Genomic DNA, 14707 nt, shown 5'->3' on the forward strand with positions numbered 1-14707 from the left:
AGTCATTGCGGGCTTTGCAGCTCGGCGGGCGTGTCGGCCGCAGGCGCCGCCTCTTCCGCCGGTTTTACCACGGGCGCCGGGCTGGAGCGGTAATCGGCGCGGCGCTTGAGTTGGAACTCACGCACGGCGGCATTATGGGCATCCAGGTCATCGGAGAAAATATGGCTGCCATCGCCACGGGCGACAAAATACAGGCTGCTGCCCGGCACCGGGTTCAGCGCGGCATGGATCGCCTCGCGGCCAACCATGGCGATCGGCGTCGGCGGCAAGCCGGCAATCATGTAGGTGTTGTAAGGGTTGGCTTCCTTGAGGTGGGCGCGGGTCAACTTGCCGTTGTAGCGCTCGCCGAGGCCGTAGATCACCGTCGGGTCGGTCTGCAGCAGCATGCCGATCTTCAGGCGGCGCACAAACACGCCGGCGATCTGGCCGCGCTCTTCCGGCACGCCGGTCTCTTTCTCGACCAGCGACGCCATGATCAGCGCTTGATAGGGCTCGGTGTAGGGCGCATCTGGGGCACGCTTGCTCCACTCCTGGGCGAGCACATCGTCCAGGCGGTTGTAGGCTTTTTTCAGGAACTCGGCGTCGGTCATCCCGCGCACGAAGCGGTAGGTATCGGGGAAGAACCGCCCTTCAGGGAACACGCCGGGGTGGCCGAGTTTCTCCATGACTTCGCTGTCAGTCAGGCCCGACAGGGTTTGTACGATCTTTTCATGCTTGGCCAGCGCCGAGCGCACCTGGCGGAAATTCCAGCCTTCCACCAGCGTGAGGCTGTATTGCACCACTTCGCCACGCTGCCACAGGCCGATCAAGCCCTGGGCCGTCATGCCGGGGGTCATGCGGTATTCACCGCTGTGCAGAGGCTGGCCATCTAGGTTGAAGCGCCAGTACAGGCGCAGCCAGAACGCGCCGTCGAGCACGCCGTCGGCTTCAAGGCGATTGAAGGTACCGGTGGGGGTCGCCCCTGCCGGTACATCGAGCAATTGCTCCTGGGTCAGGTTCAGGGGCTGCTTGAGGGCAGCATCGTATTTCCAGGCGCCATAGCCCAACAGCAACGCCGCCGAGAACACACCGACCAGCAGCAGTACAACCAGTTTTCGTATCAACTCAAATATCCAATAGCGCGCGAACAATGCCCTGCAGTTTACGGGTGAGCGGCCCAACCGGCCAGCTCATCGCAGCGCAGCCGCGCACCGGCCAAATGCCATAAACGCTGTTGCAGACAAAGACTTCATCAGCCTGTCGCAACTGCTCAAGGCTGATGTCAGCCACGGCCACCGGGACGCCCAGGGTTTGGGCATGGACCAGGATCTCGGCGCGCATGACGCCAGCAACCCCGCAACGCGTCAGATCAGCGGTTAGTAACAAGCCGTTGCACACCAGGAACAGGTTGCTGAACACACCTTCGATAACGCGACCGGACACATCCAGCATCAAGCCTTCGGCGTGCTCGGCATCCTGCCATTCGGCGCGGGCAATCACTTGCTCCAGGCGATTGAGATGCTTGAGGCCGGCCAGCAAGGGTTGCTCGGCCAAACGGGTGGCACACGGAAACAGGCGGATGCCGTCGGTTCCATGGGCGGGGGGATAGGTAGCGGGCGGACTGCCCTGCAAGATACGGCGCACCGGGGCGCCGGGGTTGATGCCATAACCGCGCAGGCTGTCGCCGCGGGTGAGGATCAACTTGAGCACGCCATCGCCAAGGGCGGCGGCATAGGCCAGCACTTCGCTGCGGATCAAGCCGTGATCCGCAGCTAAAGCGAGGCGCCTGCAACCGCCGTCGAGACGTTGCAGGTGACGGTCGAGCAGCACAGGCTGCCCGGCCTTGACGGCGATGGTCTCGAACAGCCCATCGCCATAGGCCAGGCCGCGATCTTTCAGGGGCACGCTGTCCGCTGGCTGACCGTCGACCCAGCTTTCCATCACTCGGCGAACCGGCGGAACACCAGGGAACCGTTGGTGCCACCAAAGCCGAACGAGTTGGAAATCGCCACGTCGATTGGCATCGGCTGCGCTTCGTGCGGCACGAAGTTCAGGTCGCAACCTTCGTCCGGCTCATCCAGGTTGATGGTCGGCGGAGCGACCTGGTCCTTGATGGCCATGACGCTGAAGATCGCTTCGACGGCGCCCGCCGCACCCAACAGGTGACCGGTCATGGACTTGGTCGAGCTGACCGCCAGCTTGTAGGCATGCTCGCCGAACACCGACTTGATGGCCTCGGCTTCCGCCAGATCGCCCGTCGGTGTCGAGGTGCCGTGGGCGTTGATGTACTGCACCTGATCGGCATTGATCTTCGCATCGCGCAGGGCGTTGCTGATGCAACGTGCAGCACCGGCACCGTCGGACGGTGGCGAAGTCATGTGATAGGCGTCGCCACTCATGCCAAAACCGATCAGCTCGGCGTAGATGGTGGCACCACGCGCCTTGGCGTGCTCCAACTCTTCCAGCACCAGGGCACCGGCACCGTCGGACAGGACGAAACCGTCACGGCCCTTGTCCCACGGACGGCTGGCACGGGTAGGCTCGTCGTTGCGGGTGGACAGCGCACGGGACGCGCCGAAGCCGCCCATGCCGAGGCCGCAGGCGGCCATTTCGGCGCCACCGGCAATCATCACGTCTGCTTCGTCGTAGGCGATGTTGCGCGCCGCCATGCCGATGCAATGCGTACCCGTGGTGCACGCCGTGGCAATGGCGTAGTTAGGCCCCTGTGCACCCAGGTGGATGGACAGGAAACCGGAAATCATATTGATGATCGAGCCCGGCACGAAGAACGGTGAAATTCGACGGGGGCCAGTATCGTGCAAGATGCGGCTGGTTTCTTCGATATTGGTCAGACCACCAATACCCGAGCCCATGGCCACGCCAATGCGGTCACGGTTGGCGTCGGTGACTTCCAGGCCGGCGTTACGCACTGCCTGAAAACCGGCTGCCAGGCCGTACTGAATGAACAGGTCGAGCTTGCGGGACTCTTTGACCGAGAGATATTCCTCGACATTGAAACCCTTTACCGAGCCGCCAAAACGGGTGGAATAGGCAGAAAGGTCCGTGTGTTCAATCAGACCAATACCACTGCGGCCAGCCAGAATGCCCTGCCAACTGCTCGGCACATCCGTACCCAGTGGCGACAACATACCCATACCGGTGACTACGACGCGTCTACGCGACACAGCACTCTCCTTTTTCTAATGACGACACTTCGCTTCAAAACCACTTTTCGTCAGAGCTAAAGAAAAAACCGCACGCTGTAACAGCAGTGCGGTTTTTCCCAACAGCAAGCGACGACTAAAAACTATTACGCCTGATGGCTGGTAACGTAGTCGATAGCAGCTTGAACAGTAGTGATTTTTTCAGCTTCTTCGTCCGGGATTTCGGTCTCGAATTCCTCTTCCAGAGCCATCACCAGCTCAACGGTGTCAAGGGAATCGGCACCCAGGTCTTCTACGAAGGAAGCAGTGTTGACCACTTCTTCTTCTTTAACGCCCAGTTGCTCGGCAACGATTTTCTTGACGCGCTCTTCGATGGTGCTCATACCTTGTTTAACTCCTAATGGACAAATTCAGGCAGCTGGCCAGTGGGTAAGTGTATAGAAAGCCTTTTCAGCTTTTCAACTGAAAGCTTCACCACCTACCCGTTCGGCCACCCGCCTCTAAATTAAGTTGCAGCTTTATAACGGATTTTAGACAGCTCGTATGACATTTTTTTGAAGCGATCCGTCACAATTTAACTCATGTACATCCCGCCGTTAACCGGGATTGTAGCCCCAGTCACGTATGCCGCACCGTCGGATGCCAGGAAAGACACCACATTCGCGATCTCTTGAGCCTGACCCAGACGGCCCAGCGGAATCTGCGTCAGCAAGGCTTCACGCTGTGCTTCCGGCAGTTCGCGGGTCATATCGGTGTCGATGAACCCAGGGGCCACCGAGTTGACCGTAATCGACCGCGAACCGACTTCACGTGCCAATGCCCGGCTGAAACCTTCCAGACCGGCCTTGGCGGACGCGTAGTTTACTTGGCCTGCGTTGCCCATGGCACCCACTACGGAGCCAATATTGATAATTCGGCCCCAACGCGCCTTGGTCATGCCGCGCAGAACGCCCTTGGACAGGCGAAACAGACTGTTCAAGTTGGTATCGACCACGTCGTACCACTCGTCGTCTTTCATGCGCATCATCAGGTTGTCGCGGGTGATACCGGCGTTGTTTACCAGAATAGCCGGCGCGCCGAACTCTGCGGTGATCTGGGCCAGCACAGCAGCCACGGACTCATCGCTGGTCACGTTCAGCTCCAGGCCGGTGCCTTGCACGCCGTTTTCCTTCAGGGTCGCGGCGATACGCTCGGCGCCCGAAGCGGAAGTGGCGGTGCCGATCACAACGGCGCCCTGACGGCCCAGTTCCAGGGCGATCGCCTGGCCAATGCCACGGCTGGCGCCGGTAACCAGTGCAACTTTACCTTGCAGACTCATGCAGGCTTCTCCCAAGTTCGTAAATAAAGGCTCAGGCCAGTGCTGCACGAGCGGCAGCGAAGGCATCCGGGGTATTGAGGTTGGCAGTCGACACGCCGTCGGCGCAGCGCTTGTTCAGGCCGGCCAGGACTTTGCCCGGGCCGCACTCGACCAGCTCGGTGGCGCCATTGGCAGCCAGGGTCTGCACCGATTCAACCCAGCGCACTGGCTTATAGAGTTGCTCCAGCAGGTCGCGCTTGAGGGTGTCGAGATCAGCGGCAACGGCCGCGCTGACGTTCTGCACCAGCGGGATCTGCGGCGCCTGCCAGTTGATGGCGGCGATGGACTCGGCAAAACGCTCGGCGGCCGGGCGCATCAGCTCGCAGTGCGACGGCACGCTTACCGGCAACGGCAACGCACGCTTGGCGCCACGGGCCTTGCAGCCTTCGATGGCGCGCTCGACTGCGGCCTTGGCACCGGCGATCACAACCTGGCCAGGTGAGTTGAAGTTCACCGCGCTGACCACTTCGCCCTGGGCCGCTTCGGCGCAGGCTTCGATCACCACGGCGTCGTCCAGACCCAGGATAGCGGCCATGCCGCCCTGCCCGGCCGGAACGGCTTCTTGCATCAATTGGCCACGGCGCTCGACCAGCTTGACCGCTTCCGCGAGCGTCAGGCTGCCCGCCGCCACCAGGGCGCTGTATTCGCCCAGGCTATGACCGGCAACGAATGCCGGACGCGCGCCGCCCTCTGCCAGCCACAAGCGCCACAGGGCGATCGAAGCGGTCAGGATGGCCGGCTGGGTTTTATCGGTTTGATTGAGTTGCTCTTCCGGCCCTTGCTGGGTCAGTGCCCACAGGTCGTAACCCAGGGCGTCGGAAGCTTCCTTGAAGGTATCCAGGATCAGCGGGTATTGCGCGCCCAGCTCGGCCAACATGCCGAGGGACTGCGAACCCTGCCCTGGAAAGACGAATGCGAGGGATGTAGACATGTAACAAGCCCCTAATGATCTGGTCGTCAAAAATGAACGCGCCTACGGTGGGAGCGCACGAAACTGACAAATTGGATGGTCAATTGAACTGGCCGGTCACATTTAAGCATTTTCGGGCCGATTCGCCTAAGGCAACAGGTCCCCGAGACGGCCGTGCAAGCGTTGCGGCAGGTTTTCCTGGATCTCGATCACAGCCCGCGCAATCGCACTTTGAAAGCCTTCCACACCGGCCGAGCCATGGCTTTTCACCACAATGCCCTGCAAGCCGAGAAAGCTCGCACCGTTATGCCGCGCCGGCGCCAGGTCAGCCTGCAAGCGGCGCATCAATGGCAGCGCCAAAGCACCCACCAGGCGTGAAGCGACGTTCTGCTTGAACAGCGCTTCAATGCGCGTGGCGATCATCGTCGCCAGGCCTTCACTGGATTTAAGCAGGATATTGCCGACAAATCCGTCGCACACCACCACATCCGCTTCGCCCCGGTACAAACCGTCCCCCTCGACAAAACCGATGTAGTTCAAGCCGCGCGCGCCCTGTAACAACGTGGCCGCAAGCTTGACCTGCTGGTTGCCCTTGATGTCTTCGGTGCCGATATTCAGCAGGGCCACCCGCGGCCGCGCCACGCCCAGTGCTTCGGCGGCCACAGAGCCCATCACCGCAAACTGGAACAGATGCTCGGCACTGCAATCGACGTTTGCGCCCAGGTCCAGCAGCTGGCAATAGCCTTTCTGCGTCGGAATCGCCGCGACCATCGCCGGGCGATCAATGCCCGGCAAGGTCTTGAGCACATAACGCGACAACGCCATCAGCGCTCCCGTGTTACCAGCACTGACGCAGGCTTGCACCATGCCATCACGCAGCAACTCCAGGGCCACCCGCATTGAAGAGTCAGGCTTGCCACGCAGGGCAGCCGCCGGCTTTTCATCCATGGTGATGGTTTCGCTGGCTGGCGTAATTGTCAGGCGCGCGCGATCCACCGCCGGATGGCTGGCAATCAGGTCTTCAAGTAAGGAGGGTTGACCAACGAGGGTCAGGTGCAGCGAGGGCGTTGCAGACAGGCTGGCAATGCAGGCCTGAACAATGCTGCGGGGACCGAAGTCCCCGCCCATTGCGTCTATCGCGATGACTAGAGCAGACAAGTGATTACTCGTCAGCGCCCTTGTCGATCACTTTACGGCCACGGTATACGCCTTCTGGCGATACGTGGTGACGCAGGTGAATTTCACCGGTGGTTTTTTCTACAGACAGAGTGCTCGCCGTCAGGGCGTCGTGCGAACGACGCATGTCACGGGCAGAGCGGGATTTTTTGTTCTGCTGAACAGCCATAATTGATTAACTCCTAAACGTTTGGGTCACGCTTTAACTGCGCCAATACACTGAACGGGTTGGACCGCGTTACCTCGTCCTCGCTCGGTTCGGGCTCGTCATCGAGCCCCTCCGGCTGCTGGCATTCTTCCGGATGATGAGCAGGCACAATGGGCAAGGCGAGCAAGAGCTCCTCCTCGATCAGTGCATGCAGATCCAATGGATCTTCGCCCAGTTCCAGCACGTCATAACCTTTCGGTAACGACTGGGTATTCGCACCCTCCTTCACCACAGCGTAACTGCATTCGCTGTGAATCGGCAGGGTGACCAGCTCAAGACAACGCTGGCAAACCATTTTGACCTCGGTGTCGATAAAGCTGTGAATTACCACAGATTTACGTTCATCTCGTTCAAAAACGAATTTCGCCTGCACCGTACCGACAGTGTCGGAAAGCGGGTCGCAGAGTCTCTCCAAATCGGCCAGCAGCAATTCACCTTGAAGGGAAGTGCCACGATCTGCCAATTTGCGCGGGTCAACGTGAGGTGGAATCGGGTCATTCAACATAGGCGCAGCATTATAGGGATGCACCCAGCCATGTCAAAGGAAATTCAGCCCTGTCCGTCACCTGGACTCCTCGCTAGAATCCGCGACTGCCTTGAGGAGACGCCCATGCTGCCTTTATTACTCGCTTCCAGCTCGGTTTATCGCCGGGAATTGCTCGGCCGCCTGCACTTGCCGTTCATCTGCAGCTCGCCGGATATTGACGAAAGCCATCGCGCCAATGAGTCTGCCGTCGAGCTGGTCAAACGCCTCGCCGAAGAGAAAGCCCGCGCGCTTGCCGCCGCTCATCCGGGGCATTTGATCATTGGCTCCGACCAAGTAGCAGCGCTCGACGGACGGATCATCGGCAAGCCCCACACCTTCGAGAACGCCCGTGAACAGTTGCTGGCCGCCAGCGGCAAGCGCGTGAGTTTCCTGACCGGCCTGGCACTGCTCAACAGCGAGACAGGGCACTGCCAGGTGGACTGTGTACCGTTCACGGTGCAGATGCGCGTGCTGGACGCCGAGCGAATCGAGCGTTACCTGCGGATCGAGCAGCCGTACGACTGTGCGGGCAGCTTCAAGGCTGAAGGGTTGGGGGTGAGCCTGTTCCAGAGTACCGAAGGGGCGGATGCGACCAGCTTGATCGGGCTGCCATTGATTCGACTGGTGGATATGCTGCTGGTCGAGGGTGTGCAAATCCCTTAAGCACACCGCAAAGCAAATGTGGGAGCGGGCTTGCTCGCGAATGCAGTGGGTCAGCCAATACATCAGGTGACTGAAACACCGCATTCGCGAGCAAGCCCGCTCCCACATTTAGATCTACAACAGGTTCAGAATCTCAGCGCAGGGTCGGCCCCTGGAAGCCCATATACAGCGCGAGTTTCTCTGCCACGCTGGCACCCAGCTTCTTGGAGAACCGGTCAAACGGCGATTCCTGCACGGTGAAGTCCACCAGCTCTTTCTCGCCGATGACATCGCGCGCCACCGAGCTGGCACTGCCCAGACCGTCGATCAGGCCCAGCGGCAACGCTTGCTCGCCCGACCAGACCAACCCGGAAAACAGCTCTGGGTGATCCTTATCCTTCAAGCGATCGCCACGCCCTTGCTTCACGCTGGCAATGAACTGGCGATGGGTAGTGTCGAGCACGCCCTGCCAGAACTGGGTTTCATCCGCCTTTTGCGGCTGGAAAGGGTCAAGGAACGATTTGTGCTCACCCGAGTTGTAGGTGCGACGCTCCACCCCCAGCTTCTCCATGGTGCCGACAAAGCCGTAACCGGCCGCCGTCACACCAATGGAACCCACCAGGCTGGCCTTGTCGGCATAGATCTGGTCGGCGGCACTGGCGATGTAATAGGCGCCGGAGGCACCCAGGTCGGAAATCACCGCGTACAGCTTGGTATCCGGGTGCAGGGCACGCAGACGGCGAATCTCGTCATACACATAACCCGACTGCACCGGGCTGCCGCCAGGGCTGTTGATGCGCAGGATCACACCCTTGACCTTGGGATCTTCAAACGCGGTGCGCAGGCTGCCGACAATATTGTCGGCACTGGCGGACTCCTTGTCGGCAATCACCCCACGCACTTCGATCAAGGCGGTGTAATGGCTGCCACGGGTGGCGCTTTTCTCCATGTCCACCAGCGGGCTGAACAACACCAGCATGCCGAACAGGTAAGTGAAGGTCAGCAGCTTGAAGAAAATCCCCCAACGCCGCGAACGACGTTGCTCCTGGACGCTGGCCAGGAGGGTTTTCTCCAGCAGCTTCCAGCTCTTGTCGTCACCACTCTGGGCCTTTTCGGGCGCTTTCCACTCATCACTCATGCCATTAACCCCAGCAAAGACTTATTGGGCCCGGCCGAGCCAGGCCTGCAATTCGGAAAAATGATCGATCGTCAGCCGCGGTTCGTATTGCTGCAAGGCCTCGGCGGCCTGGGCACCATAGCTGACCGCGACACTGTCCATGCCCGCATTGCGCGCCATCATCAGGTCGAAGGAAGCATCACCCACCATCAGCGCCTGGCGCGGCGATACGCCGCAATGGGCCAGGATCTGCTCCAGCATCAGCGGATGCGGCTTGCTGGCGGTTTCATCGGCAGCACGGGTGATGTCGAAATAATCTTCCCAACCGTGGGCCTTGAGCACACGGTCCAGCCCGCGACGGGCCTTGCCGGTGGCGACGGCCAGCTGGTAACCCTCGGCACGGAACGCGGCCAGGGACTGCACCACGCCATCAAACAGCGGCGAAGGCTCGGCCTCCAGCGCGATGTAGTGATCGGCGTAGTGCTCGCGGAAGGCGATCAGCTCGGCGTCACTGATCTCGGGATACAAGGTGCGGATCGCCTCGGGCAAGCCCAAGCCGATAATGCCCTTGACCGCCAGGTCACTGCACAACGCGAAGCCCGAGCGGGTCGACGCAGCATGCATCGACTCGACGATCCGGCCAATCGAATTGGCCAGGGTCCCGTCCCAATCAAAAATCAGCAGCTTGTAGTCAAGGTGCGACACTCAAACGCTCCACGGTCTTGGCCCACATCTCATCGACCGGGGCCTGCAACTTCAATTCGCCGCCATCGGGCAGCGGCACAGTGAGCATGTAGGCGTGCAGGAACAGGCGCTTGCCGCCCAGGTCGCGGATCTCCCTGGAGAAGTCCTCGTCGCCATACTTGGTGTCGCCAGCAATGCAATGCCCGGCATGCAGCGTGTGCACACGGATCTGGTGAGTACGACCGGTCACCGGCTTGGCCTCGACCATCGTGGCGAAGTCACCGAAGCGGCGCAGCACCTTGAACAGGGTCAGGGCTTCTTTGCCCTCCTCGTCCACTTCGACCATGCGTTCGCCGGAGCGCAGGTTGCTCTTCTGCAAAGGCGCACGCACGCTTTTGATCGAGCTGGCCCAGTTGCCACGCACCAGCGCCATGTAGCGCTTGTCCACGCCATCGCCACGCAGGGCGGTGTGCAGGTGGCGCAACATGCTGCGTTTCTTGGCGATCATCAGCAGGCCGGAGGTGTCACGGTCCAGGCGATGGACCAGCTCCAGCTCCTTGGCATCCGGGCGCAACTGACGGAAGGCTTCGATCACGCCGAATGTCAGGCCACTGCCACCGTGCACGGCAATGCCGCAGGGCTTGTTGATCACGATCAGCTTGTTGTCTTCGTAGACAATCGAGGCTTCCAGGCGCTGCAACAAGCCCTGGGCCAATGGCACAGGCTCGTCACGCTCGGGCACGCGTACCGGCGGCACGCGGACGATATCGCCCGCCTGCAGCTTGTACTCGGGCTTGATCCGGCCCTTGTTCACCCGCACTTCACCTTTACGCAAGATGCGGTAAATCAAGGTCTTGGGCACGCCTTTGAGCCTGGCCAGGAGAAAATTGTCGATGCGTTGGCCGGCATATTCCGGCGAGACCTCAAGCAGCTGGACGCTGGGGGTCTGGGGGGCGGTAGTCGTCATGCCGGCGATGATAACAATTTTTTATGGAATTGAAGCACTTAATCATTGCTGCTATAGTCGCGAACGCCGCCAAAAGCGGCCTGGCCAGAGGACATGCGGCACACAGCCGGCCCTGACCATCGCAATTCATCAGGACGCGAGGCCGTCCTACGGGGCTTTCGCCACCTTGGAAAGCTCAGGATTGTAACGAGCGCAGGTGACATGAGGCCTGAAGCGAGTGCAGAAAGCAGAGTGAATACTCGCGTTTTGCGCCGATATTTACGGCCAGTTCACAAAGTGCAGTCAGTCTTGAGCCAGACCATGGCGAATGCTTCGGAAACAACGCCTGTTAAGAGCTGAGTGGGAGCGCAATCGCCCACACCCAGTCTTGTTTAGCCATGAGCGTGTTCTCCCCATTGGAAAACACGGTAAATGCCAACCCGCTGCGGATTCTGCGCGCGGCAGCACCCGAATTATCAGGGATACGTGTAGGGTGGAGATGCACAACCGTCGGACCGTGTAGCACTAGGCTTATATTTAGACGCTTCATCTCGTCCACAGTCGCCGGTTGATTCCTCCTCCTGACCTTAGCTTTTGTTGAAGTGGTGCCTTTGTCACCGCCGCTAACAAGCAGGACGCGTCCGTCGCGATACCGGCCCAATTGGCCTGTATTTGCTGGACACTGGAGTGGCCAACCACTCTTGACGCACCTGACACCGACCGTGAGAAGTCGTGTGTGCCGAACGCCGTTTCCGGCAGCCCGGAAACCGACGGTACAACATGAAAAGAATGCTGATTAACGCAACTCAACCCGAAGAGTTGCGTGTTGCACTGGTAGATGGCCAACGCCTCTACGACCTGGACATCGAATCCGGTGCACGCGAGCAAAAGAAGGCCAACATCTATAAAGGCCGTATTACTCGCATCGAACCAAGCCTTGAGGCTGCCTTTGTCGATTTCGGCTCCGAGCGCCACGGCTTCCTGCCCCTCAAAGAAATCTCCCGCGAATACTTCAAGAAAGCCCCCGAAGGCCGCGTGAACATCAAGGACGTCCTGAGCGAAGGCCAGGAAGTCATCGTCCAGGTCGAAAAAGAAGAACGTGGCAACAAGGGCGCCGCCCTGACCACCTTCATCAGCCTGGCTGGCCGTTACCTGGTCCTGATGCCAAACAACCCACGTGCCGGCGGCATTTCCCGTCGCATCGAAGGCGAAGAGCGCAACGAACTGCGTGAAGCGCTGAACGGCCTGATCGCACCGGCCGACATGGGCCTGATCGTGCGCACTGCCGGCCTGGGCCGCAGCAGCGAAGAGATGCAGTGGGACCTCGACTACCTGCTGCAACTGTGGACCGCCATCAAAGAAGCGTCCCTGGATCGTTCCGCGCCGTTCCTGATCTACCAGGAAAGCAACGTGATCATCCGCGCCATCCGCGATTACCTGCGCCAGGACATCGGCGAAGTGCTGATCGACAGCGTTGAAGCCCAGGACGAAGCCCTGACCTTCATCCGCCAGGTGATGCCGCAGTACGCCAGCAAGATCAAGCTGTACGAAGACAGCGTGCCGCTGTTCAACCGTTTCCAGATCGAAAGCCAGATCGAGACCGCCTTCCAGCGCGTCGTCGAACTGCCTTCCGGCGGCTCCATCGTGATCGACCCGACCGAAGCCCTGGTGTCCATCGACATCAACTCGGCGCGTGCCACGAAGGGTAGCGACATCGAAGAAACCGCCCTGCAGACCAACCTGGAAGCGGCTGAAGAAATCGCCCGCCAGTTGCGCCTGCGTGATATCGGCGGCCTGATCGTGATCGACTTCATCGACATGACCCCAGCCAAGAACCAGCGCGCCGTGGAAGAGAAAGTCCGCGAATGCCTGGAAGCCGACCGTGCCCGCGTGCAAGTCGGCCGTATCTCGCGCTTCGGCCTGCTGGAAATGTCCCGTCAGCGCCTGCGTCCGTCCCTGGGCGAAAGCAGCGGCATCGTCTGCCCGCGTTGCAACGGCACCGGCATCATCCGTGACGTTGAATCGCTGTCCCTGGCGATCCTGCGCCTGATCGAAGAAGAAGCCCTGAAAGACCGCACCGCCGAAGTCCGCGCGCAAGTGCCGATCCCGGTTGCAGCCTTCCTGCTCAACGAAAAACGCAACTCGATCACCAAGATTGAACTGCGCACCCGTGCCCGTATCGTGATCCTGCCGAACGATCACCTCGAGACGCCGCACTTCGAAGTCCAGCGCCTGCGTGATGACAGCCCGGAGGCCCACAGCGGCCAGTCCAGCTACGAAATCGCCGCTGCCGCTGCCGAAGTGGAAGAAGTCCAGCCAGCCGCTGCGACCCGCACTCTGGTTCGCCAGGAAGCGGCCGTGAAGACCGCGCCGGCCCGTGCCAACGCACCGGTTCCGGTTGAAGCCGCTGCACCGGTTGCCGCACCGGCCGTCCTGCCTGAGCCAAGCCTGTTCAAAGGCCTGGTGAAGTCGCTGGTCAGCCTGTTCGCTACCAAAGAAGAGCCTGCTGCACCGGTGGTGGTTGAGAAACCAGCCGCCGAGCGTCCAGCACGCAACGAAGAGCGTCGCAACGGCCGTCAACAGAGCCGTAACCGCAACGGTCGTCGTGACGAAGAACGCAAGCCGCGCGAAGAGCGTGCGCCACGTGAAGAACGCGCACCGCGTGAAGAACGTGCCCCGCGCGAAGCCCGTGAAGAAACCCCGGCCGTAGCTCGCGAAGAACGTGCACCGCGTGAAGAGCGCGCACCACGTACGCCACGTGCTCCGCGTGAAGATCGCAAGCCACGTGGCGAGCGTGAAGAACGCGTACGTGAACTGCGCGAGCCACTGGACGCAGCACCGGCTGTTGCCGCTGCAGGCGCCGCCGTTGTTGCTGAAGAGCGCCCGGCTCGCCAGCCACGCGAAGAACGCGCGCCACGTGAAGAACGTGCTCCACGCCCACCGCGTGAAGAGCGCCAGCCACGTGCCGAGCAAGCCGCTGCCAGCGAAGACGAAGAAGTGCTGACCGCTGAAGAGCAGTCGCAGGAAGACGGTCAGGACGGCGCCGAAGGCGATCGCCCACGCCGCCGCTCCCGTGGCCAGCGTCGTCGCAGCAACCGTCGTGAGCGTCAGCGTGATGCCAACGGCAACGTGATCGAAGGCTCGGAAGAAGCCGGCGAGAACGCTGAAGCTGCTACCGGCGAAGCCACTGGCAGCGAACTGGCTGCCGGCCTGGCCGTGACCGCTGCCGTTGCCAGCTCGGTCATCAGCGCACCTGCTGAAGCCCAGGCCCACGAGCAGGCTGAGCGTGCTACCGCTGCCGTCGAAGAAACCGCTGTTGTTGAAGCGCCAGTCGCCGAAACCCCAGTGGTAGAAGCACCGGTGGTTGAAGCGCCAGTCGTGGAAGCAACCACTCCAATCGAAGCTCCGGTTGTTGCGGAAGTGGAAGTTGCACCGGTACAAGAAACCCTGCCAGCCGTTGAAGTGGTTGCGGTTGAGCCAGCCCCAGTGGTTGAGCCTGAGCCAGTGGTAGAAGCGGTGGTTGAAGCACCGGTTGTCGAAGCGGCTCCAGAAGTACGCGAAGTTCGTGAAGAACAGACCGCCTTCCAGTGGACTGCCGAACCCGCTGCTCCGGTTGAAGCACCAGCGCCTGCCCCAGTGGTAGAAGAAGCGCCGGCTCCGGTTGCCGAAGAAGTCGTGGTAGCAGAACCTGCGCCAGTGGCTGAACCTGCACCGGTAGTCGAGCCTGCGCCAGTGGTTGAAGTGGCAGTGGTTGCCGAGGTCGCCGCCGTGGTGGTCGAAGCCGCTCCGGCCAGCGCCCTGACCGAAAACGGCCGTGCGCCGAACGACCCACGTGAAGTGCGCCGTCGTCGCAAGGAAGCTGAAGCAGCGGCAGCCGCCGCTGCACAGGAAGCAGAACACGAGACCAAACCTCTCGCCTGATTCCATCAGCGACTAAAAAGCCCCGCCTGAGAGATCAGGCGGGGCTTTTTTATGCGGTCTGAAAGACACCAAAGATC

General features: G+C 60.9%; 14 protein-coding genes. 2 read left to right on the forward strand and 12 right to left on the reverse strand.

All coding sequences use genetic code 11. The features are described from left to right. Positions 1-2 precede the first annotated feature (2 nt). The 9 genes from mltG to ACZRMO_RS14465 all read right to left on the reverse strand — a co-directional run bounded on the left by mltG (position 3) and on the right by ACZRMO_RS14465 (position 7299). Positions 3-1103, reverse strand: coding sequence for an endolytic transglycosylase MltG (gene mltG / locus ACZRMO_RS14425; protein WP_463973288.1), 1101 nt, complete (start codon positions 1101-1103; stop codon positions 3-5). Position 1104: 1 nt separating this feature from the next. Continuing rightward, positions 1105-1920 (reverse strand): aminodeoxychorismate lyase, encoded by an 816-nt coding sequence (gene pabC, locus ACZRMO_RS14430; RefSeq protein ID WP_463973289.1) that lies wholly within the window; start codon positions 1918-1920, stop codon positions 1105-1107. Beyond that, positions 1920-3164: a beta-ketoacyl-ACP synthase II gene (gene fabF, locus ACZRMO_RS14435; RefSeq protein ID WP_463973290.1), complete on the reverse strand. Its 1245-nt coding sequence runs from the start codon at positions 3162-3164 to the stop codon at positions 1920-1922. The genes pabC and fabF overlap by 1 nt, the downstream gene beginning before the upstream one ends. Before the next feature lie 125 nt (positions 3165-3289). Then, positions 3290-3526 carry an acyl carrier protein gene (gene acpP / locus ACZRMO_RS14440; RefSeq protein ID WP_003175607.1) on the reverse strand — a complete coding sequence of 79 codons (237 nt, stop codon included), beginning with the start codon at positions 3524-3526 and terminating at the stop codon, positions 3290-3292. 191 nt (positions 3527-3717) lie between these two features. Further along, positions 3718-4461: a 3-oxoacyl-ACP reductase FabG gene (gene fabG, locus ACZRMO_RS14445; protein ID WP_124528226.1), complete on the reverse strand. Its 744-nt coding sequence runs from the start codon at positions 4459-4461 to the stop codon at positions 3718-3720. Between the two features lie 31 nt (positions 4462-4492). Next, positions 4493-5431, reverse strand: a complete 939-nt coding sequence (gene fabD, locus ACZRMO_RS14450) for an ACP S-malonyltransferase (protein WP_122514644.1) — start codon at positions 5429-5431, stop codon at positions 4493-4495. A gap of 126 nt (positions 5432-5557) precedes the next feature. Continuing rightward, positions 5558-6568: a phosphate acyltransferase PlsX gene (gene plsX, locus ACZRMO_RS14455; RefSeq protein WP_463973291.1), complete on the reverse strand. Its 1011-nt coding sequence runs from the start codon at positions 6566-6568 to the stop codon at positions 5558-5560. Positions 6569-6572: 4 nt separating this feature from the next. Continuing rightward, positions 6573-6755 carry a 50S ribosomal protein L32 gene (rpmF, locus tag ACZRMO_RS14460; RefSeq protein WP_008152339.1) on the reverse strand — a complete coding sequence of 61 codons (183 nt, stop codon included), beginning with the start codon at positions 6753-6755 and terminating at the stop codon, positions 6573-6575. 13 nt (positions 6756-6768) lie between these two features. Then, positions 6769-7299: a YceD family protein gene (locus ACZRMO_RS14465; protein ID WP_017737760.1), complete on the reverse strand. Its 531-nt coding sequence runs from the start codon at positions 7297-7299 to the stop codon at positions 6769-6771. Positions 7300-7404: 105 nt separating this feature from the next. Between ACZRMO_RS14465 and ACZRMO_RS14470 the strand changes: the two genes are divergently transcribed. Beyond that, positions 7405-7983, forward strand: a complete 579-nt coding sequence (locus ACZRMO_RS14470; RefSeq protein ID WP_463973292.1) for a Maf family protein — start codon at positions 7405-7407, stop codon at positions 7981-7983. A 133-nt stretch (positions 7984-8116) separates the two neighbouring features. Here ACZRMO_RS14470 and ACZRMO_RS14475 read toward each other — a convergent pair whose 3' ends face one another. From ACZRMO_RS14475 to rluC, 3 genes are read right to left on the reverse strand one after another with little or no spacing between them, the layout of a single operon-like run. Next, positions 8117-9100: a S49 family peptidase gene (locus ACZRMO_RS14475; protein WP_463973293.1), complete on the reverse strand. Its 984-nt coding sequence runs from the start codon at positions 9098-9100 to the stop codon at positions 8117-8119. Between the two features lie 21 nt (positions 9101-9121). After that, the gene (locus ACZRMO_RS14480) at positions 9122-9784 is read right to left on the reverse strand and encodes an HAD-IA family hydrolase (protein WP_463973294.1); all 663 of its coding nucleotides are present in this window, start codon (positions 9782-9784) and stop codon (positions 9122-9124) included. Then, a complete protein-coding gene (gene rluC, locus ACZRMO_RS14485) occupies positions 9771-10730 on the reverse strand; it encodes a 23S rRNA pseudouridine(955/2504/2580) synthase RluC (protein ID WP_017737764.1) in 960 nt (319 codons plus the stop codon). Before rluC ends, ACZRMO_RS14480 begins: the two co-directional genes overlap by 14 nt. 759 nt (positions 10731-11489) lie before the next feature. Here rluC and rne point away from each other — a divergent pair. Next, positions 11490-14630 (forward strand): ribonuclease E, encoded by a 3141-nt coding sequence (rne, locus tag ACZRMO_RS14490; protein ID WP_463973295.1) that lies wholly within the window; start codon positions 11490-11492, stop codon positions 14628-14630. Positions 14631-14707 lie beyond the last annotated feature (77 nt).

The sequence above is a fragment of the Pseudomonas sp. B611 genome (genome assembly GCF_055407965.1).

Coding starts and splice junctions, on each gene's coding strand:
- pabC (WP_463973289.1), bottom strand. CDS start 1,920: ATGGAAAGCTGGGTCGACGGTCAGCCAGCGGACAGCGTGCCCCTGAAA.
- acpP (WP_003175607.1), bottom strand. CDS start 3,526: ATGAGCACCATCGAAGAGCGCGTCAAGAAAATCGTTGCCGAGCAACTG.
- fabG (WP_124528226.1), bottom strand. CDS start 4,461: ATGAGTCTGCAAGGTAAAGTTGCACTGGTTACCGGCGCCAGCCGTGGC.
- fabD (WP_122514644.1), bottom strand. CDS start 5,431: ATGTCTACATCCCTCGCATTCGTCTTTCCAGGGCAGGGTTCGCAGTCC.
- rpmF (WP_008152339.1), bottom strand. CDS start 6,755: ATGGCTGTTCAGCAGAACAAAAAATCCCGCTCTGCCCGTGACATGCGT.
- ACZRMO_RS14465 (WP_017737760.1), bottom strand. CDS start 7,299: ATGTTGAATGACCCGATTCCACCTCACGTTGACCCGCGCAAATTGGCA.
- ACZRMO_RS14470 (WP_463973292.1), top strand. CDS start 7,405: ATGCTGCCTTTATTACTCGCTTCCAGCTCGGTTTATCGCCGGGAATTG.
- ACZRMO_RS14475 (WP_463973293.1), bottom strand. CDS start 9,100: ATGAGTGATGAGTGGAAAGCGCCCGAAAAGGCCCAGAGTGGTGACGAC.
- rluC (WP_017737764.1), bottom strand. CDS start 10,730: ATGACGACTACCGCCCCCCAGACCCCCAGCGTCCAGCTGCTTGAGGTC.
- rne (WP_463973295.1), top strand. CDS start 11,490: ATGAAAAGAATGCTGATTAACGCAACTCAACCCGAAGAGTTGCGTGTT.